The 20066-nt window shown below is 69.9% G+C and carries 15 protein-coding genes; 3 read left to right on the plus strand and 12 right to left on the minus strand.

Going from position 1 to position 20066, the window contains the following annotated elements:
- Positions 1-191: 191 nt before the first annotated feature.
- The 9 genes from ON21_RS18845 to ftsY all read right to left on the minus strand — a co-directional run bounded on the left by ON21_RS18845 (position 192) and on the right by ftsY (position 11409).
- Positions 192-929: a class I SAM-dependent methyltransferase gene (locus ON21_RS18845; RefSeq protein WP_039799538.1), complete on the minus strand. Its 738-nt coding sequence runs from the start codon at positions 927-929 to the stop codon at positions 192-194.
- A 49-nt stretch (positions 930-978) separates the two neighbouring features.
- Positions 979-1962, minus strand: coding sequence for an LLM class F420-dependent oxidoreductase (locus tag ON21_RS18850; RefSeq protein WP_039799539.1), 984 nt, complete (start codon positions 1960-1962; stop codon positions 979-981).
- A gap of 54 nt (positions 1963-2016) precedes the next feature.
- Positions 2017-3171, minus strand: coding sequence for an amidohydrolase family protein (locus tag ON21_RS18855; RefSeq protein WP_083880727.1), 1155 nt, complete (start codon positions 3169-3171; stop codon positions 2017-2019).
- 24 nt (positions 3172-3195) lie between these two features.
- Positions 3196-4758, minus strand: a complete 1563-nt coding sequence (gene ffh, locus ON21_RS18860; protein ID WP_039799540.1) for a signal recognition particle protein — start codon at positions 4756-4758, stop codon at positions 3196-3198.
- Between the two features lie 104 nt (positions 4759-4862).
- Positions 4863-5177 (minus strand): hypothetical protein, encoded by a 315-nt coding sequence (locus ON21_RS18865; RefSeq protein ID WP_039799541.1) that lies wholly within the window; start codon positions 5175-5177, stop codon positions 4863-4865.
- Between the two features lie 121 nt (positions 5178-5298).
- Positions 5299-7713, minus strand: a complete 2415-nt coding sequence (locus tag ON21_RS18870; protein WP_157170881.1) for a [protein-PII] uridylyltransferase — start codon at positions 7711-7713, stop codon at positions 5299-5301.
- A 143-nt stretch (positions 7714-7856) separates the two neighbouring features.
- Positions 7857-8195 (minus strand): P-II family nitrogen regulator, encoded by a 339-nt coding sequence (locus ON21_RS18875; protein WP_039799550.1) that lies wholly within the window; start codon positions 8193-8195, stop codon positions 7857-7859.
- Between the two features lie 5 nt (positions 8196-8200).
- Complete coding sequence (locus tag ON21_RS18880) at positions 8201-9580, minus strand: ammonium transporter (RefSeq protein WP_039799543.1); 1380 nt, start codon at positions 9578-9580, stop codon at positions 8201-8203.
- 353 nt (positions 9581-9933) lie between these two features.
- Positions 9934-11409, minus strand: coding sequence for a signal recognition particle-docking protein FtsY (gene ftsY, locus ON21_RS18885; RefSeq protein ID WP_444543663.1), 1476 nt, complete (start codon positions 11407-11409; stop codon positions 9934-9936).
- Positions 11410-11602: 193 nt separating this feature from the next.
- Here ftsY and ON21_RS18890 point away from each other — a divergent pair, with 193 nt between their 5' ends.
- On the plus strand, positions 11603-11992 hold the full coding sequence (locus ON21_RS18890) for a DUF2237 family protein (RefSeq protein ID WP_019048221.1): 390 nt from the start codon (positions 11603-11605) through the stop codon (positions 11990-11992).
- A gap of 118 nt (positions 11993-12110) precedes the next feature.
- On the opposite strand, the gene ON21_RS18895 is transcribed toward ON21_RS18890, so the two are convergent.
- The gene (locus ON21_RS18895; protein ID WP_039799544.1) at positions 12111-12881 is read right to left on the minus strand and encodes a TetR/AcrR family transcriptional regulator; all 771 of its coding nucleotides are present in this window, start codon (positions 12879-12881) and stop codon (positions 12111-12113) included.
- Between the two features lie 106 nt (positions 12882-12987).
- On the opposite strand from ON21_RS18895, the gene ON21_RS18900 reads away from it, so the two are divergent.
- Positions 12988-13884 (plus strand): NmrA family NAD(P)-binding protein, encoded by an 897-nt coding sequence (locus ON21_RS18900; RefSeq protein ID WP_039799545.1) that lies wholly within the window; start codon positions 12988-12990, stop codon positions 13882-13884.
- Positions 13885-13924: 40 nt separating this feature from the next.
- Here the strand turns inward: ON21_RS18900 and smc are convergent, their stop codons facing one another.
- Positions 13925-17545 (minus strand): chromosome segregation protein SMC, encoded by a 3621-nt coding sequence (smc, locus tag ON21_RS18905; RefSeq protein ID WP_039799546.1) that lies wholly within the window; start codon positions 17543-17545, stop codon positions 13925-13927.
- Between the two features lie 420 nt (positions 17546-17965).
- Here smc and ON21_RS18910 point away from each other — a divergent pair, with 420 nt between their 5' ends.
- Positions 17966-19579, plus strand: coding sequence for a hypothetical protein (locus ON21_RS18910; protein WP_157170880.1), 1614 nt, complete (start codon positions 17966-17968; stop codon positions 19577-19579).
- A 55-nt stretch (positions 19580-19634) separates the two neighbouring features.
- Here ON21_RS18910 and ON21_RS18915 read toward each other — a convergent pair.
- A partial coding sequence (locus ON21_RS18915; RefSeq protein WP_245562651.1) for a DUF1707 SHOCT-like domain-containing protein occupies positions 19635-20066 on the minus strand: 432 nt, incomplete at its 5' end.

Below are 20066 nucleotides of genomic sequence, written 5' to 3' on the forward strand. Positions count from 1 at the left end.
GTCACGACGCAATTCGGCGACCCGCATGGTCTGCGAGCCCGGTTTTGCGCTTTCGAGTGTGTGACCGCCGCGCGGTACGGAACCGGAGACGGGCTGACACTTGTCCGGAAGGACGGTGGTCCATTGTGCCAGACGAGGTGATCACGCCAGAAATCGCGCCCTCGAGTGACGGTCGGCGACGTCACCTCGGACTATCCCGCGGCGGTCGCGGTCAGCGCGCGGGTGGGCACCCAGGGACCGCCCCACCACATCTGCCACCCCACGGAGCGCAGGGTGAGCGCGGTCGCGCCGTTCGCCGCCAGGACGGCGCGGTACTCCCGGACGTTGCCGATATCGACGATGACCAGTTTGCCGCCGGGACGCAGCACCCGGCACGCCTCCCGGACCGCCGCCGCGCGGCCCTCGGCGGTCTTGATGTCGTGAATCGCCAAGCTGGAGACGACGACGTCGAAAACATCGTCGGGGAACGGCATGCGGGTCATGTCGCCGGTGCGCAACTCGATCCGGTCGGCGACGTTCTCCGCGAGCGCGTTCTGCTCCGCGGTGGCCGGGGTGTTCCCGCAGTGGTCCGCCGAGCACCACAGATCCAGGCCCACCGCACACCCGGCGGGCAAGCGGCGCGCGGCGGCCAGCAGCACCGCGCCGCGGCCGCACCCCATATCGAGTAATCGTTCGTCGCCACGCAGCTCGAGGTCGTCGAGCAGGCGCGACCAGACCAGGAACTTGCCCCGGCGGGTCGCGTGCAGGAACAACCCGAACTGCGTGGCCAGCACGACGCCGATCAGCAGGAGCAGCAGGCTCGGACGCAGTTGCTGGAACAGCGCCACCACCAGGGCGGCGGCGAGGTACCCGACCGCGAGAACTCCCAGCAACAACAGCACCGACGGCGCGTCGACACCGTACGACGCGCGCCACGGAGGGGCTATCATCGCCCGATCATATCCAGCGCCAACAGTATTCGCGTACGGTTCTCGCTCGTCAGCGCACCAGCGGAGCAAAGGTGCGCCCGGCGAGCTCGACCGCGCCCGGTTCGTGCCCGTTGAACACCATATTGACGATGAGACCGTCGACGCCGTGGTCGAGAACGCGGGTCCGCAGCTGTTCGGCAACTTCGTCCGGTGTGCCGACGAACTGGCGGTCGGCCGGACTCTGCGCCCGCTCGGCGTCCGACATCGCCGACAGGTCGATACCCATGCGGCTCAGGTAATCCCGCTGCTGCTTGCGCACCAGGTCGCCGTCTTCGTCCATCATGACGAAGCACAGGTAGCTGGTCTCCAGCGTCTGCGGATCACGGCCGACCTCCGCGCAGCGGGCCCGCAGCGCCTCGATCTTGCGCGGCAGTTCGGACGCGTTGCAGATGATGTTGAGGTGGTCGGCGAAGCGGGCGGCCAGCCCGAAGGTCTTCTTCTCGCCGCTGCCGCCGAGCAGGATCGGCAGATCGTCGCGTACCCGCGGCTCGTTCATCGCCTCCTCGACCCGGTACCACTTGCCCTGGTAGGTGGGCCGCTCGCCGCGCAGCATCGGCTGGATGATGTGCAGCGCCTCGTCGAGCCGCTCGAAGCGGTCGGTAAAGGTCCCGAATTCGAATCCGAGGGAGCGGTGCTCGAGTTCGAACCAGCCCGCGCCGATGCCGAGCACCGCCCGGCCCCCGCTCACCACGTCCAGCGTGGTGACCGTCTTGGCGAGCATCGCCGGGTTGCGGTAGGTGTTGCCGGTGACCAACGCCGACAACTGGATCCGGTCCGTCGCGGTGGCCAGGCCACCGAGCGCGGTGTAGGCCTCGAGCATCGGCTCGTCGGGCGTGCCGATACCGGGCAGCTGATAGAAGTGGTCCATGACGAAGGCCGTGTCGAAACCGGCGGCTTCGGCCTCTCTGGCCTGTGCGATCACCGTGGGGAAGAGCTCGCGCACCGACTTGCCGTAGCTGAAGTTGGGCATCTGATATCCGAGGCGAATTGTCACGAAATCCGACCTTACGCCGCTTTCGGATACACGCGCGGAAGCCGCGGTGACGAGTTATCGATGGCCGGTGACCGGGCCGCGCCCGCCGTACACCCGCCCGCGCAGGACGACGGCGTACGGCGTGGTGAGCGTCTCGGGGTGGGTGCGCGGATCTTCTTCGTAGACAACGAAATCCGCGGAGGCGCCGTCCTCGATGCCGGGTCGCCCGAGCCAGTCGCGGGCCTGCCAGGAGGCCGCGCCGAGCGCGTCGTGGCGCGACAGGCCCGCGGCGGCGAGCGCGGCGATCTCGTCGGCGATGCGCCCGTGGCGGATGGAGCCGCCCGCGTCCGTGCCCGCGAAGATCGGCACGCCCGCCTCGTGCGCGGCGGCGACCGTGCCGCGCACCCGCCGGTGCAGATCGCGCATGTGCGCGGCGTAGACGGGGAATTTGCCCGCGCTGTCGGCGATACCGGGGAAGGTGTCGATATTGATCAGGGTGGGAACCAGCGCGGTGCCGTGCTCGACCATCATCTCGATGGTCTCGTCGGTCAGGCCGGTGCCGTGTTCCAGGCAGTCGATACCGGCGTCGATCAGCCCGGGTAGCGCGTCCTCACCGAAGACGTGTGCGGTGACCCGCGCGCCGTTGGCGTGCGCGGCGTCGATGGCCTCCTTCAGGATCGCGTCGCTCCACAGCGGCCGCAGATCGCCCACGGAGCGGTCGATCCAGTCGCCGACGATCTTCACCCAGCCGTCGCCGAGGCGGGCCTGCTCGGCGACGATCTCCGGCAGGTCGCGTTCGTCGTCGAGCTCGATGCCCAGTTCGCGGATGTAGCGCTTCGGACGGGCGATATGGCGGCCCGCGCGGATGATCCGCGGCAGATCCTCGTGGTCGTCGACGAACCTGGTGTCGATGGGCGAGCCCGCGTCGCGCAGCAGCAGGGCACCGGCATCGCGCTCGGTCTCGGCCTGGGCGATGGCGCCCGCGCGGTCCTCGTGGCCCCCGCCGTACCGGATGCCGACGTGGCAGTGCGCATCGACCAGTCCCGGCACGATCCACCCGGATCCGCACAGTGTTTCGGCTCCGGGCACCGGCTCGAACGACACCAGGCCGTCGCGCACCCAGAGGTCGCGCACCTCGCCTTCGGGAAGAACCACACCGCGTAGGTGCACAGCAACCTCCTGGAACTCGCCTGCGGCCTCCAACCTACGGTCCGATTCCGGGTCGATCATCCGCGCGAAGCACGACGGAGTGTGCTACTTCTTCGGGAACTTCAACTTGCTGAGATCGAAGCCCTCCAAGCCGGGGGGCAATTGGTCCAGACCGGCGGGCATGTCGGACAGGTCGGGCATTCCCGCGGGCAGGCCGGGCATGCCGCCCATCCCCGGGAAACCGCCGCGCACCTTCGGCGGCGTCGGGCCGCGCCCGCCCTTCTTGCCTTTCTTGCCCTTCTTCGCGTTGCCGCGGCGGGCGCCGGGCAGCCCCATCTGGCGGCCCATCATCGTCATCATCTTCTTGGCTTCGAAGAAGCGGTCGACGAGCTGGTTGACCTCGGAGACCTGGACCCCGGAGCCGTTGGCGATGCGCAGCCGGCGCGAGGCGTTGATGATCTTCGGGTTCGCCCGTTCGGCCGGGGTCATGCCGCGGATGATCGCCTGCACCCGGTCGAGCTGCTTGTCGTCGACCTGGGCGAGCACGTCCTTCATCTGGCCCGCGCCCGGCAGCATACCGAGCAGATTCCCGATCGGGCCCATCTTGCGGATGGCCAGCATCTGGTCGAGGAAGTCCTCGAGGGTGAGCTCGCCGCTGCCGATCTTGCGAGCGGCCTCCTCGGCCTGCTTGGCGTCGTAGACCTGCTCGGCCTGCTCGATCAGGGTGAGCACGTCACCCATGCCGAGGATGCGGCTGGCCATGCGATCGGGGTGGAAGACGTCGAAGTCCTCGAGCTTCTCACCGGTCGAGGCGAACAGGATCGGCACGCCGGTGACCTCGCGGACGCTCAGCGCAGCACCACCGCGGGCGTCGCCGTCGAGCTTGGTGAGCACCACGCCGGTGAATCCGACGCCGTCGCGGAACGCCTCGGCGGTGTTGACCGCGTCCTGGCCGATCATGGCGTCGAGCACGAACAGGGTCTCGTCCGGTTGCACGGCGTCGCGGATGCCCGCGGCCTGGCGCATGAGCTCCTCGTCGATGCCGAGACGGCCCGCGGTGTCGACGATGACGACGTCGTACTGCTTCTGCCGGGCCTCTTCGACACCCCCGCGCGCAACGTTCACCGGATCAGCGGCGGAGATGCCCAGCGGGTTCTCACCGCCGCCGACCGAAGTACCGGGGTGCGGCGCGTAGACGGGCACGCCCGCGCGCTCGCCGACGACTTGCAGCTGGGTGACGGCGCCGGGGCGCTGCAGGTCGCATGCCACCAGCAGTGGCTGGTGACCCTGCCCCTTCAGCAGTTTCGCCAGCTTGCCCGCGAGCGTGGTCTTACCGGAACCCTGCAGACCGGCCAGCATGACCACCGTCGGCGGGTTCTTGGCCAGGTTCAGCCGCCTGGTCTCGCCGCCGAGGATGCCGATGAGCTCCTCGTTGACGATCTTCACGACCTGCTGGGCCGGGTTCAGCGCCGCGGAGACCTCCGCGCCCTTCGCACGCTCCTTGATCCGCCCGATGAATCCGCGCACCACGGGCAGCGCGACGTCGGCCTCCAACAAGGCCAGGCGGATCTCGCGGCAGGTGGCGTCGATGTCGGCCGGTGACAGACGCCCCTTACCGCGCAGATCCTTGAGGGCACCGGTAAGCCGGTCGGACAGGGATTCGAACACCGATCGCGCTCCTGATCTCGGGGGACGTCACATTCTCTCCCAGGGTAATGGGATCGCCCGCGTGTTCGCGCAGGCGGTGCGTCCTTCCCGGCGCGGCGGGCCCGCTAGTCGAGCGCGCGACGGCGCGGCCTGGCCGTTTTACGGTAGTCGTGGTTCTCCTCGGCCACCATGAAGACCGCCTCGTTGGCGGTCAGGCCCAGCTCGAGGGCCAGGCCGTCGAGCAGAGCCCACTCCGTCGTACTCGGGATGGGCGAGGTGGCGACCGTTGAGGCGATCGTCATCGCGGTCACCGCCTGTCGCCCGGTCAATGTGCGACCCGGAAGCCAGGAGACCACCCACCGGTCGCCGCCGACGCAGCGCGCCATGTGCGCGGTCTCGTCACTCGTCATCGTGGATGCCGAAACGACTTCAATTGCCATCGACCTGCTCCCCTCGTGCTCGCGATAGCCGGACGCTCTAGATCGTAGGGTCAGGCCACAAGGCGGGAGTTGGGATGCAGCAAATATTGCGCAACGGATTAATCACCGGATAAAAGTGCTGCTAATCATTATTTTCCGAGTCTCGAGCACCGTCAGCGGGAGGTTTCGGCGCAGTCCTGGGAACCACCGCGATGATCGCTTTCTCGATCGCTCCCCGGCGCGCGGGGCTGTCCTCGGCGCCCAGGTCGAGGCAGAAGCTGTCGACCACCGCGGACCCCATCGTGACCACCTTGGCCCAGCGCACGTCGGCTCCGCAGCCGGCCAGCTCCGCGGCCAGACGGCTGAGCAGGCCCACCCGGTCCTCGGCGCGCAATTCCAGGATCGCCTGGCCGGGCACCGAGGTGTCCGACCAGATCACCCTGGGCTGGGCCTGCGCGTACCGGCTGCGACCGATGGTGCCCGCCTCGCGCTCGCGTTTGGCCAGCGCCGCGGGCACGTCCAAGTCGCCGGCCGTGGCCCGGATCAATTCCTGGCGCAGCAGCCCCGGGTCCGGCGGATCGCCGAACTTGGGCGCGACGACGAAGGTGTCCACCGCGGACGTGCCTTCGACGCCGAGCGCGGCCGACAGCACACGCAGCGAATGCAGCGCGAGCACGCCCGCGGCGTCGGAGAGCAAACCGGAGCTGTCGGGCGCGATGACGGTGACCACATAGGTGTGTTTGCTCTCGCCCGGCTTCAGATCGACGTGCACCCCGCCCGCCCTGGCCTTCTCGACCAATTCCGGTGCGATCGGCTCCGGTGTCGGCAGCTGGTCGCCCGCCATGACCAACCGGCAGCGCCGGACCAGTTCGCCGATCAGCGATGCCTTCCAGTCACCCCATACGCCGGGACCGGTGGCCTGCGAATCCGCCTCCGCCAGGGTGTGCAGTAGTTCCAGCAGTTGCGGATCGCCGTCGAGCGCGTCGACGACGTACCGCACGGTCTCCGGATCGGACAGATCGCGCCGGGTCGCGGTCTCCGGCAGCAGCAGGTGATGACGCACGACCGCGCTGAGCGTGCGCACGTCCGACGGCCACAGACCGAGGCGGCGGCCGATGTGGGTGGCCAGTTCCGCGCCGACCACGCTGTGATCGCCCGCGCGGCCCTTGCCGATGTCGTGCAGCAGCGCGCCGAGCGCGAGCAGGTCGGGGCGGGCCACCCGGGTGCTCAGCCCGCCCGCGTAGGCGACCGTCTCCATGAGGTGGCGATCGACGGTCCAGATGTGCTGCACATCGCGCGGCGGCAGGTCGCGCACGGCGCCCCATTCCGGCAGCAGCCTGCCCCACAGCCCGGTCCGGTCCAGCGCCTCGATCGCGTCGATCGTGCCGCGGCCCGCGCCCAACAGGACCAGCAAGTCGTTGAGGGCGTCCTTGGGCCACGGCTCACGTAGCTCGGGAGCGTCCTCGGAGAGCCGGTTGAGGGTGGTCGCCGACATCGGCAGGCCGGTCTGCGCCGAAGCCGCCGCGACGCGCAGGATCAGCCCGGGATCGCGCTGTGGGCGGGCGTCTCTGGCCAGCACGACCTCACCCGCGTGCTCGACCACTCCTTCGTCCAGCGGCCTGCGCACCGGCATCCGGCGCAGGCGCGCCAATCCCCGGCGGGGCAGCGCGTTGGCCGCGGTCCGCAATCCCACGTCCACGGAGTAGCTGACCGTCCTCGCCGAATCGCTCAGTGTGCGAGCCAGGTCGAACCGGTCGCCGATGCGCAGGGCCGCGCCGATCTCGTCGGCGTCCTGCGCGCGCAACTGGTCGCGGGCACGGCCCGCCACCCGGTGCAGTTCGGTTCGCACGTCCAGCAGCCGACGGCGCGCCTGCTTCAATCCGCCGCCCGGCACGTCCGGTCCCAATCCGGGCATGGCGTCGGTGAGCTGGGCGATGGCCAGCGCGTCCAGCAGCTGGATGTCGCGCAGTCCGCCGCGGCCGTTCTTCAGGTCGGGCTCGGCGCGGTGGGCGATCTCGCCGTTGCGCTCCCATCTGGCCTGAGCTTGGGCGATGAGTTCGTCGAAGCGGGAGCGGATGCCGGTGCGCCACTCCCGGCGCACCCCGCCGATCAGCAGATTGCTCAGTTCCTGATCACCGACGATGTGCCTGGCCTCGAGCATGCCGAGCGCGGCGATGAGGTCGTCCGCGGCCACCCGCAAGGCCTGCGGAACGGTGCGCACACTGTGGTCGAGTTTGATGTGCGCGTCCCACAGCGGATACCAGAGCTGGTCGGCGACCTCGGCCACCCGGGCCGGATCGACGTCGTCGTGCAGCAGCACCAGATCCAGATCGGAGTACGGCAGCATCTCGCCGCGGCCGAGCCCGCCGACGGCCACCACGGCCAGGCCGCTGTCGGGTGCGATGCCCAGTTCGGCTCCCTTGCTGGTGAGCCAGAGTTCGTAGAGATCGACCAGCGCCTGACGCAGCGACTCGGCGTCCAGCCGGGGATTGCGCGGCTGGCCGCCGTCGAGCAGTTGGCTTCGCGCGCGAACCAGGTCGGCCGCTCCGTTGGACACCTTGCCGTTGCCTTGTTCGGTGACCTTCGGATCACCGTCGTGCTCGTACTGACTTGCCACAACCCACCGCCCATTTCATGCGCGCGGCCCCGCTCCGACCGGGAGCTCCGGTGGGAGCGGGGCCGCCGCTCGACTCGTTCCTGCTACAGCGCGTCGGTGCCGCGTTCGCCGGTCCGCACCCGGATGATCGCTTCCACCGGGGTGACCCAGACCTTGCCGTCGCCGATCTTGCCGGTGCGGGAGGCCTCCACGATCACCTCCACGACCTTGTCGACGGAGGCGTCGTCCACGACGACCTCGACGCGGACCTTCGGCACGAAATCGACGGAATACTCCGCGCCGCGGTACACCTCGGTGTGGCCCTTCTGCCGGCCGTACCCTTGGACCTCGCTGACGGTCATGCCCAACACACCCGCCTGCTCGAGACCGGACTTGACGTCCTCGAGCGTGAACGGTTTGACGATTGCGGTGATCAGTTTCATGTTCGTCATGCCTCCTTGACGGCCGAACGTGCCGTGCTACCCAGAGCGGCGAAGTCGTAGGCGGTTTCCGCGTGCTCGGACTCGTCCAAGCCGACCGACTCTGCTTCCTCGCTCACGCGCAGCCCAATGGTGAACTTCACGATATAGGCAATGATCAGGGTCGCGACGAAGGAGAACGCAAGTACCGCACCGGCGCCCACCGCCTGTCGCCACAGCTGATCGAATCCGCCGCCGTAGAACAGACCGGTCTTGGCCGCACCCGCCTCGGGCGCCGCGACGAAACCGACCATCAGGGTGCCGACGATGCCGCCGACCAGATGCACGCCCACCACGTCGAGCGAGTCGTCGAACCCGAACTTGAACTTCAGGCCGACCGCGAGAGCGCACAGCGCGCCCGCGACGACGCCGATGGCGAGCGCGCCGAGCACGTTCACCGAGGAACACGACGGGGTGATGGCGACCAGGCCCGCCACGATGCCCGAGGCCGCGCCCAGCGAGGTGGGCTTGCCGTCGCGGATCTTCTCGACCAGCAGCCAGGCCAGCATCGCGGCGCAGGTCGCGATGGTGGTGGTGATGAAGGTCGAACCGGCGAGGCCGCCGGAGGTCACCGCGGAACCGGCGTTGAAGCCGAACCAGCCGAACCACAGCAGACCGGCGCCGAGCATGACGAACGGCAGGTTGTGCGGGCGGAACGGGGTGGTCGGCCAGCCCTTGCGCTTGCCGAGCACCAGCACCAGGGCCAGACCGGCCGCACCGGCGTTGATGTGCACCGCCGTGCCGCCGGCGAAGTCGACCGCGAGCAGTTTGTTGGCGATCCAGCCGCCCTCGTGCACGACGGTGCCGTCGGCGTCCTTCACGTCGAAGTCGAACACCCAGTGCGCGACCGGGAAGTAGACCACAGTGGCCCAGATGCCCGCGAACAGCATCCACGCGCCGAACTTCAAGCGGTCGGCGACCGCACCCGAGATGAGGGCAACCGTGATGATGGCGAACATCAGCTGGAAGGCGACGAAGACGGTCGCCGGAATCGTGCCCGCGAGCGGGATGTTCACCGCTTCGGTGGTGACCGCGCCCGCCGCGTCCTTGACCTCGGCGACGGAGTTGCCGCCGATCAGGCCCTTCAGGCCGAAGAACTGCGTGGGATCACCGATCACGCCGAACGTGTTGTCGCCGAAGGCCGTCGAGTATCCGTACAGCGACCACAAAACGCCGACCAGGCCCATGGCGCCGATGCTCATCATGATCATGTTGAGCACGTTCTTCGACCGGACCATGCCACCGTAGAAGAAAGCCAGGCCCGGCGTCATCAGCAACACCAGCGCCGAACTCGCCAGCATCCATGCGGTGTCACCGGTATCCGGTGCACCGGTAAGTGGAAAAGCCACCTTAATGTCCTCCTCATCTCGGGCCCAGCCGACTCCGGCAAATGGACCTGAACAGAAGGGTCCTAACTCGGTGTTTCATCCGTAGAGCTGCCGTGTTTCACCTACGTGAACGGATGGCGCAGCCGTGTTGCCACTACGTTTCGTCACGTACACCGGGGCTTTTCCGGCGCTGTGAGCACGGTATTCGGTAAATCGGACATTCGTTACCGCGCACGAGGAGTGGGCAAACTTCCGGGGTGTGACCGCCCTCGCACCGCGGGCGGCGGCGCTACAACGAACACCCACGGCGCACCTCGTGACCGGAACGCCGCGGGCGACAACCTCTTTCGGCCGAGTTCGGCGAGCGGAACGGCTCAGCCCAGCAGCGCGTCCACGAACGCGGCGGGCTCGAAGGGAGCCAGGTCGTCGGCGCCCTCGCCGAGCCCGACCAGCTTCACCGGCACGCCCAGTTCGTGCTGGACCTGGAAGACGATGCCGCCCTTGGCCGTCCCGTCCAGCTTGGTCAGCACCACGCCTGTGATGTCCACCACTTCGGCGAACACGCGGGCCTGGGTCAGTCCGTTCTGCCCGACGGTCGCGTCCAGCACGAGCAGGACCTCGTCGACGGCGGCCTTCTTCTCCACGACGCGCTTGACCTTGCCCAGCTCGTCCATCAGACCCGTCTTGGTGTGCAACCGCCCGGCCGTGTCGATCAGCACCACGTCGACGCCGCGCTCGACGCCCGCCGCCACCGCGTCGAAAGCGACCGCCGCCGGGTCGGCGCCCTCACGGCCGCGGACGGTGTCGGCGCCGACCCGCTCGCCCCACGTCTGCAACTGGTCGGCCGCCGCCGCGCGGAAGGTGTCGGCGGCGCCGAGCAGCACCCGGCGGCCGTCGGCCACGAGCACGCGCGCGAGCTTGCCGGTGGTGGTGGTCTTGCCGGTGCCGTTCACGCCGACCACGAGCAGGATGGACGGGTGATCGGGGTGCGGCAGCGCGCGCACCGAGCGGTCCAGCTCCGGTCGCAGCTGCTCGATCAGCACGTCGCGCAGCACGGCACGCGCCTGGTCGGTGGTCCGCACGCTGCGCGCCGCCATCTCCGAACGCAGCCGGGAGACGACGGCCGTGGTGCTCGCGGTGCCGAGGTCGGCGAGCACGAGGGTGTCCTCGACCTCCTCCCACGAGTCGTCGTCCAGGTCACCGCCGCCGAGCAGCCCGAGCAGGCTCTTGCCGACCGCGTTCTGGGAGCGCGACAGCCGTCCGCGCAGCCGGACCAAGCGGCCCGCGGTGGGCTCGATCTCCTCCAGCGCGACGGGCGCCTCCACGCCCGCGGGCGTGTCGGGCGCGATTATCTCGGTGGTGACCCCGGTGTCCGGCCCTGCGGTGTCGGCGACCGGTTCGGCGGTCGCGTCCTCGGCCGGCGCCTGCGGGGTTTCCACCGCCTCGGTCGCCTGCGGTGTCGCCTCGGCCGTCTCGGGCTCGGTGGTCGGCTCCACGACATCCGGGGCGGGAGCCACCTCGGTGACGTCGGACTCCGGCAACGGGACGTTCGTGATGCCGCGTTTGGGTGCGTCGCGCGGGATCGCGGCGTCGTCGCCGACGTGCGGCTGTCCTTCGGTATCGGTGCGCTCGACCGGTTGCGGTTCGGTCGCCGCGCCGCCCCGGCTGAAGGAGAATCCGCCGGACGCGGTGTAACCACCGGACCGGTCGGTCAGCTCCTTCTCCTGCGTGGGCGGAGTCAGCGACACGCGGCCGCGCCTGTACCGGACGAAACCGGCGACGAGCACGACGAGCAGCAGTGCGGCGACCGCGGCGATCAGGATCCAGACTTCGGGACTCACGCGAACCATCCTTGCAGACCGACCGTCACGGGATCGGCCCCGAGCCGCACCCGGCGCGCGAGTCGCACGACCGGGCCCGCGCCGCGAACTCGGCGAACATCGCAGGTACCGGGCCGTCGGCGAGGAAAGGCGGGCACCGACACAGCCCTCCAGATTTCTTGTCCTGCGGAACTTCTCGCGAAGGGACAATAGGATCGGCGACGTGACCGATCGAAACGTGCTTGGGGGGCCGCTGGAAGAGTGCGGCACCGATCCTCTCACCGGTTTCTACCGGGACGGCTGCTGCAGTACCGGGCCGGAGGATCTGGGCAGCCACACCGTGTGCACCGTCGTCACGGCAGAATTCCTGGAGCATCAAGCTTCCATCGGAAATGATTTGAGCACGCCGCGCCCGGAGAACAATTTCCCCGGCTTACAGCCGGGTGACCGGTGGTGCGTGGTCGCCGTGCGATGGCTGCACGCGCACGAGGACGGCGTCGCCGCGCCCGTGGTGCTGGCCGCCACGCACGAGAACGCTCTGGAAGTGATCTCGATGGACATCCTGCGCAAGTACGCCGTCGACGTGCCGGACGACGTCAGCGACCTGCTCTGAGCATCCGGTAATTCTGTTCGGCTCCGCTGCTGGACACCGGCGCACCCGGTTCGCGGGCCGGTGTCCGATCGGTCCGTGGCGCAGCGGAGAATCGAATGGCACAAATGCGCCATTCGGCTCAACGCGCCGCCGCCCGTCGGCGATGGGCCTTCTGACGGCATGCCGCCGAGCAGTACTTGGCCCGGCGGCCGGTCCCGGCCCGCGGGACCGCCGCATGACACACCGGGCAGCGGTCGCCTTCGCTTTCGTTACGATCCACAGTTTCGTTATGGTCTTCTGCTCCGGCCTCCCGTTTCGTCACCATCGGCCGTACCGGCCCCGCGCGCAGTGCGTCCAGCACCATCGCGGCGGTCCGGTCCACGCCGCCCCGCGCCTTCCGAAGTCGTTGAATCGCAACGCATGCGGTGAAGATCCCGAGCACGTCGTCGAGTTCGATGTCGGCACGGACCGCTCCCTCTCGCTGAGCGGCGGCGAGCAGGGCGGCCAACGCTCCGTGGAAACGCACCCCCGCGCTCTGTATAAGCGCACGCGGCCAGCCGTCGTCGGACTGAACGAGGTCGCATAGCGCCTGGTTGTCCGGCGTTGTGGCGATCACCGCGGTACAGAAGTCGAAAAAGGCGGTTCCGGGATCCGGCGCGGCGAGATGGTCGGCGGCCATCTTCGCCAACCGGTCGATGCGCTGCTGCATGACCGCCTCCAGCAGAGCGCCTTTCGTGGGGAAGTGCCGATAGACGGTGCCCGCGCCGACACCCGCTCGGCGAGCTACCTCGACGAGCGACACCGAGGCGCCCTCCTCCGCGAAGGCGCGCTGCGCGGCCGCCAGCACGAGGGCGCGATTGCGGCGGGCATCGGCTCGGGACATCCCGCCCGAGGCGAGCGATGCGGTCATTTCGTTACGGCCTTCCGACTAGCGAGCTGGTCAATCGGGTCGCGGCACCCGTATCGTCCGAATCCGGGTCAACCAACCCGATTCTATCGAGCAGAGAAGGCGGAGCATGTCCCCTCAGCACAACCTCATTCTGGTCACCGGAGCCACCGGCAAGCAGGGCGGCGTGACCGCCCGCAGGCTGTTGGCCGACGGCAGGGCGGTGCGAGCGCTGGTGCGCGATACGCAAGCACCTGCCGCACAGGAATTGGCCGCGGCGGGTGCGGAACTCGTCGTCGGCGACTTCGACTCCCCCGAGACCTTGCCCGCGGCGCTGGCCGGTGTCAGCGGACTGTTCCTGGTCCCGCCCGCCGCATACGGCCCGGAAGGCTGGGATGTCGAGTTGGAAGCGGCGCGTGGCGTAGCCGTCGTCGACGCCGCGCGTGCGGCCGGTGTGCGGCAGATCGTGTTCACCGGCATCGCCTCGATGGGCGACAACACGTCGTGGGGGGCGACCGGCAAAAAGCGCATCGAAGATGCGATCATCGCCAGCGGCGTCCGCTACACCCTGCTGCGCCCGGTGCGCTTCATGGAGAACTATCTGCTGCGCACGTCACCGGTCGACGGCATCTTCGACGGCGTGCACCGGCACCTGTTTCCCGCCGAAGGCCCGATGAAGGTCATCGCGGTCGCGGATATCGGCGACATCGCCGCACTGGCGTTCGCCGATCCGGACGGGTTCCACGGCCGCGTCCTCGAACTCGCCGGCGACGTACTGGCTCCGCCCGCGGCCGCCGCGGCGATCAGCGCGGCGACCGGCCACCCCGTCCGCTATCACGAGGTCTCCGAAGCCGAGGCGGATGCGCTCGGCACGGAGATCGGCAACACCTGGCGATTGATGCGCCACACGGGCGGATGGAACGCCGACGTCGATGAGATCCGCCGAATCCACCCCGGACTGCGGACATTCGACGCCTGGCTGGCGGAAACCGGCGCTGCGCAGATCAAAGCGCTGCTGGACAGTTGAGGCGAGAACCACCATCCTCCGCGGATGACCGGGCGGCGGTTCAGCCCGCCGCACCGACCGGGGCCAGATTCTCCCCGCGCAGCCGTTGGGAGATCACCTGGGTGATGCCGTCACCGCGCATGCTGACGCCGTAGAGCGCGTCGGCGATCTCCATCGTCGGCTTCTGGTGGGTGATGACGATCAGCTGGCTCTTCTCCCGCAACTGTTCGAACAGGCCGATCAGGCGGCGCAGGTTGGTGTCGTCCAGCGCCGCCTCGACCTCGTCCATCACGTAGAACGGCGAGGGCCGGGCGCGGAAGATGGCCACCAGCAACGCGACCGCGGTCAGCGACTTCTCGCCACCGGACAGCAGCGACAGCCGCTTGACCTTCTTGCCCGGCGGACGGGCCTCCACCTCGATGCCGGTGGTGAGCATGTCCGAGGGGTCGGTGAGCAGCAGCCTGCCCTCGCCGCCGGGGAACAGTTTCGCGAACACCTCGACGAACTCGCGTTCCACGTCGGCGTAAGCCTCGGTGAACACCTGCAGGATGCGGGCATCGACCTCGGCCACCACGTCGAGGAGATCCTTGCGCGCGCTCTTGACGTCCTCGAGCTGCGTGGCCAGGAAGTTGTAGCGTTCCTCCAGCGCCGCGAATTCCTCCAGCGCAAGGGGATTGACCTTGCCGAGGGTGGCGAGATCCTTCTCCGCGCGCTTGGCGCGACGCTCCTGGGTCTGCCGGTCGTAGGGCATCGGCGCGGGTTCGCTCACCTGCTCGCCCCGCTCCTTGGCCTGCTCGTACTCCTGCATCTCCAGCGCCGACGGCGGCAGCGGCACGTCCGGACCGTACTCGGCGATCAGGTCGTCCAGCGCGATGCCGAACTGCTCGGCGATGGTCGACTCGAGTTGCTCGATGCGCAGCGCCGCCTGTGCTTTCGCCACCTCGTCCCGGTGCACGGCGTCGGTGAGCTGGGACAGCTGCGCGGTGAGCGCACGCACCCGTTCCTTGACCTGCTCCACCTGCGCGGCGCATTCCGAGCGCTTGCGCACCAGCTCGTCCCGGCGAGCGCCCGCCTCGGCCACCACCCGCTCGAGTTCGGCGGCGATCTTCGCGCCGGACTCGGCCACGGCGGCGGCCACCTCGGCCGCCTTCTTGCGGGCGGCCTGGGCGCGCTCGGCGCGGGCCCGGGTCTCCCGCTCGGCGCGTGCGGCCCGGCGCAGCGAATCCGCCTTGCCGCGCACCGATTCCGCCCGTTCCTCGGCCGTGCGCACGGCGAGCCTGGCCTCGACCTCCATCGCCCGCGCCTCGGCCAACGCGGACGCCGCCTCCTCCCGCGCCCGGCCTGCGGCCTCGGTGCCCGCCGCGCCCGCGCCGTCGGCGTCGACCTCGGCCTGTTCGAGTTCCGCATGGCGCAGGCGGTCTTCCAGTTCGGCGAGCGAGGCGAGCGCTTCTTCCCGGCTCGTCTCCGCGTCGTCGCGCTGGCCGACCAGCCGTTCGCTCTCCGCGTGCGCGGTGCGGGCGGTCTGGCCGAGCCTGCCCAGCCGTTCGTAGATCGCCACCAGCGCCTGGTCTGATTCGTGCAAGGCGAGCAGCGCGTGGTCGACGGCGTCCTTGCGGTCGGCCTGCTCCTCGAGCGCGCCGGACAGCGCGGCCTCGAGTTCCTCGGCACGCCGCTGCGCCGCGACCAGGTCCGCCCGGGCGGCATCGATGTCGGCCTGGATCTCCAACTGACTGGGCGCGCGATCGGAACCGCCCAGCAGCCAGCCGTTTCCGGCCAGGTCGCCGTCCCGGGTGACCACGCGCAACTCGGGCCGCGCCGCGACCAGCGCACGAGCGGCGGGCAGATCATCGGCCACGGCGATCCCGGCGGTGAGCGCCGCGATCGCGCCGCGCACCGTGTCGGGGCACTCCACCACGTCGACCAGCCAGCGGGCGCCGTCGGGCAACGCGCCGGGCTGCGGCCGATCGGCGTGCTCGGCGCCGAAGACGATGGCGGCGCGGCCACCGTCGGCGTCCTTCAGCGCCTGGATCGCGGCGTGCGCGGACTCGCCGGTATCGGCGGCGACGGCGTCGGCCAGCGGGCCGAGCGCGGCGGCGACCGCCGCCTCGAAGCCGCCGTGCACGCGCAGCAGCGCCGACAGCGGACCGAGCAATCCCTGTTCGCGGTGCTCCACCAGCCAGGCGACACCGTCCCGGCGCGCCAGGTTCATTTCGAGCGCCTCGATGCGCGCGCCGAGCGATGCGACCCGCTTGCTCGCGTCGCGGTCCTGCTCGCGGAGTTCGGTGACCCGCTGATCGGCCAGTGCCAGGGCCTGCACCGCGTGCTCGTGCTGCGCGTCCAGGCCGGCCTCGCCCGCGTCGAGCTCGGCGAGTTCGCTTTGCACCGTGTCGAATTCGGCTTGGGCCGCCTCGCCGCGATGACGGGCCTCGGCGATGGCGACCGACAGTCGCGCGATCTCCGCGTCCACCGACTGCGCCCTGGCCCGCAGGGTGTCCACCTTGCCGGACAACCGGGCCACTCCCTCGCGCCGGTCGGCGATCGCCCGCACGGCGGCCAGGTGCGCCTGCTCGGCGGCCTTGGCGGCATGTTCGCGTTCGGCCAGTTGGTCTCGGGCCGCCTCCAAGGTCTCCGCGGCCATCTCCACCGCTTCGCGCAGCTCGGCCTCCTCGGCTTCGACCCGGTCGGCTTCGGCCTCCAGCTGCTCGGGATCGCGGCCCGCGCTGACCGGAGCGGCGGTGTCCAGGTGCCGCGCCCGGTCGCCCGCGATGCGGATGGTCGCGTTGACCCGCTCGGCGAGCGCGGAGAGCTGGAACCACAGCTGCGCGGCGGCCTCGGCACTCGGCGTCAACCGGGACAGCTGGAACTCCTGCTGCGCCAGCGCTGCGTTCGCGGCGTCCAGCTCGGAGTGCACGGTGATCTGCTGCTCGCGCGCGTACGCTTCCTTGCTCTGCTGGCTCGCCAGCTCTTCGCGCCGGGTGACCAGATCGTCTGCGGCCAGCCGCAGCCGGGCGTCGCGCAGATCGGCCTGCACGGTCTGGGCCCTGCGCGCCACCTCGGCCTGTCTGCCCAGCGGTTTGAGCTGGCGGCGCAGTTCGGTGGTGAGGTCGGTCAGCCGGGCCAGGTTGGCCTGCATGGCCTCGAGCTTGCGGACCGCCTTCTCTTTGCGTTTGCGGTGCTTGAGCACACCGGCGGCCTCCTCGACGAACGCGCGACGGTCCTCCGGGCGCGACTCCAGGATGGCCGACAGCTGGCCTTGGCCCACGATGACGTGCATCTCGCGGCCGATACCGGAGTCGCTGAGCAGTTCCTGCACGTCCATCAGGCGGCAGGAATTGCCGTTGATCTCGTATTCGCCCGCGCCGTCACGGAACATGCGCCTGGTGATGGACACCTCGGCGTAGTCGATCGGCAGGGCGCCGTCGGAATTGTCGATCGTCAGCGTGACCTCGGCGCGGCCGAGCGGGGCGCGCCCCGCCGTGCCCGCGAAGATCACGTCCTGCATCTTGCCGCCGCGCAGCGCCTTCGCACCCTGCTCGCCCATGACCCAGGTGAGCGCGTCGACGACGTTCGATTTGCCCGATCCGTTCGGGCCGACCACACACGTGATGCCCGGTTCCAATCGCAGCGTCGTCGCGGACGCGAAGGATTTGAAGCCCTTCAACGTCAGGCTCTTCAGGTGCAAGTTCGACGACCTTTCCGTGTTCTGCCCGGTCGGCGTTCCGCGTCGGGGCAGCGCATCCGGCGACCTGTCATGGTATCCGTCGCGTACCGGCGGCTTCCGGGGCCCGACGGCGTGCGCGGCCGAGTGGTGGTTCTGCGATATCCGTAGGTTATCGACTCACCTCCGGTTCGCGCGCATTTCCATGTGCTCGAGGTTTGCCAAGACCAGCGGCGACACCGCGGGCTCGGCATCGGCAGCGCGGTCCACGCGGCCCTCGCACGGCGCCCCGGAAACGCCCGCTCGCCCTCTGCCTGTCACCGGTACCCTCCCCATCCATTGGTCGGTCGATTCCGCGCGGTCTCGAACTGGCACTGACGCCACACCCTCCGGCCACATACGATCCCTCTGATTCGCCAGCGGAACGTTCGGGAGCGCACCACGATGTCTGCCCCCTCACCAGGGACAAGTACCCGGTTCCGCCTTGCCCGCATCGCGGGGCTGGTACTCGGAAGCCTGCTGTTCCTGCACGCCTGTGAACGCAGCAAGAGCGCGCTGCTGAGCGATGTGCGGGTGGAGGTGGCCATCGCGGCCGCTTTCGGTGCGGCCGCCCTGGTCGCGGCCTGGTTCGAGATCAAGCTACGGGCGCTGGAGGACGCGGACCCGCCGTGGGACGACGCCGAGGAGGCCGAAACTCCCAGTCCTGGGAATTTTCCCGGTCGAGCCGGGCGATCCGGCACCCCGGGGTACGGCAGGGGCGAGCGAGCCGGACGCACCGGCATCGGCGCGCGGTCGGCGCCCATGGCCCACTCGGAGGACGACGACCTGCCCGACCCCGTGGAATCCTCCGGGCCCGTCGATCTTGTCGCGGGGATTGCGCGGACATTGCGGATCACCCGCGACGAACGGCAGCCACTGCTTCCGCTGGGCGCGGTGACGAAATGGCTGCGCCGCGTCGACCCCGACGACGATATCGACCCCGGCGAACTCGACGACCACGACGAGACCGAGCAGATCACCCGCACCGAGACGGGCGAACTCGTCATCGAGTCCGGCGCGCGAACGGTCCGGGCCAAGATCTCCCGCTCCGGCGACCTCGTCCTGCACGGTCGCAGGCACGGTGCCGCCAGGTCCGAATGGAAGTGGACGTTCACTCCTGACGCCTTCCCCGCCATCCGCGGCGCGCTCGGCGACGAGCCGGGCGACCTGCTCGATCTGCTCGAGGACACCCTTCCGTGGCTGGACACGGCCGCCCGCCACGACCCGGGCGCGTGGCTGCGCGCTCACGACATCCCCGCGACGTACCAGGAAAAGGGCGTCAGTGCCACCCAGGACACCCGGGAACTTCCGATACTCCGGCCGGGGCGTCCACCGCAGCCACCCCACGCGAACAGATCCCACCGGAAGCCGCCGCGCGACGAATCCCGGGCGGGGGCCGTGCGCGCCGCAGCGGCATCGGACGACCGCGCCCGCAGCGAGGCCCGCCGCGAAAGACCCGCTGCGACACGTTCCCGCGACTCCGCCGTCAACGACGACAGCCGCGCCACCAAGCGCAGGCCCGACACATCACCGCCGTCCCGGCGCGGCGATGCCGATCGACCGACTCACGGCGACCAGTTCGGCCCCCACCCCTCCGACGACCATGGCTGGCCCACGCGGTCGCGCCGCCACCGCGACGAGCCCCAGCCCGGCCGGCGCGGCAATCGGTCCCCGCGCACCGACCCGGCTGACCCACACCCCACCCCCGGCCGTCCCGACCTTCCGAGACGTCGGCATGGCGACGACGAGCGCGCAACGCGCCACGCCACCGGACGGCCGGATGACCACGACGACGCGGAAACCCTGCGGCCACGAGCGAACCGGCAATCGGGGCGTGGACAAGACCCCGGGGCTTTCGAATCCAGGGCCGGTCGACGAGAGCGACCCGACACCTCCTACCGCGACCGCCCCACCCCCTCCGACCGAGCAGCCGAACCACCCAGCCGCCGTCGCGGCGACCAGCCCGCACGCCGCGATACCGCGTTTCCCTCGCACGAGTCTTCACGGCGCGGGTGGTAGAACCCGAAAACGGCGCTGTCGCCCGCACACCCGGGTGACAGCGCCGAGGAACGGCTCAGCTGGCGCGGTGGGTGAATCGGCCGTTCTCGAAGCCGGCCACCATGCGGAACGCCAGGACCGCGCCCCACGGACCGATCACCCAGATCGGCCAGAAGTAGGTCAAGGCTCCGACGCTCAGCGAGATCGCGCCCCAGATGACGAGCACCAGCACGCTCACGGCGAGCCAGGTGCTGCCCTCGATGCGCTGCCAGATCGGGATGCGCGGACGCGCGGCGGCCGGTGTGCCCGCGTCCTTGCTCAGCTCGGGCAGATCGGACAACACCGCGCGCAGGTCCTCCCGGTCGGTGGTGGCGTACACCTGGGCGACGCGCTGGTCGTACTCGGGCAGATCGATCCGCCCGTCCGCCATATGCCTGCCGAGCAGGCGCACCACGGCGTCGCGTTCGGCGTTCGAGGCGCGGGTGCCGGTGGAGATGTCCATGCCTGG

The sequence above is a fragment of the Nocardia araoensis NBRC 100135 genome, from assembly GCF_000308435.1.
In the GTDB taxonomy this organism is placed as follows: Bacteria; Actinomycetota; Actinomycetes; order Mycobacteriales; family Mycobacteriaceae; genus Nocardia; species Nocardia araoensis.

What these genes read in the sequence shown, in the direction of transcription:
- ON21_RS18845 (WP_039799538.1), bottom strand. Translation starts at nt 929, where the DNA reads ATGATAGCCCCTCCGTGGCGCGCGTCGTACGGTGTCGACGCGCCGTCG.
- ON21_RS18855 (WP_083880727.1), bottom strand. Translation starts at nt 3,171, where the DNA reads ATGATCGACCCGGAATCGGACCGTAGGTTGGAGGCCGCAGGCGAGTTC.
- ON21_RS18865 (WP_039799541.1), bottom strand. Translation starts at nt 5,177, where the DNA reads ATGGCAATTGAAGTCGTTTCGGCATCCACGATGACGAGTGACGAGACC.
- ON21_RS18875 (WP_039799550.1), bottom strand. Translation starts at nt 8,195, where the DNA reads ATGAAACTGATCACCGCAATCGTCAAACCGTTCACGCTCGAGGACGTC.
- ftsY (WP_444543663.1), bottom strand. Translation starts at nt 11,409, where the DNA reads ATGGTTCGCGTGAGTCCCGAAGTCTGGATCCTGATCGCCGCGGTCGCC.
- ON21_RS18895 (WP_039799544.1), bottom strand. Translation starts at nt 12,881, where the DNA reads ATGACCGCATCGCTCGCCTCGGGCGGGATGTCCCGAGCCGATGCCCGC.
- ON21_RS18900 (WP_039799545.1), top strand. Translation starts at nt 12,988, where the DNA reads ATGTCCCCTCAGCACAACCTCATTCTGGTCACCGGAGCCACCGGCAAG.
- ON21_RS18910 (WP_157170880.1), top strand. Translation starts at nt 17,966, where the DNA reads ATGTCTGCCCCCTCACCAGGGACAAGTACCCGGTTCCGCCTTGCCCGC.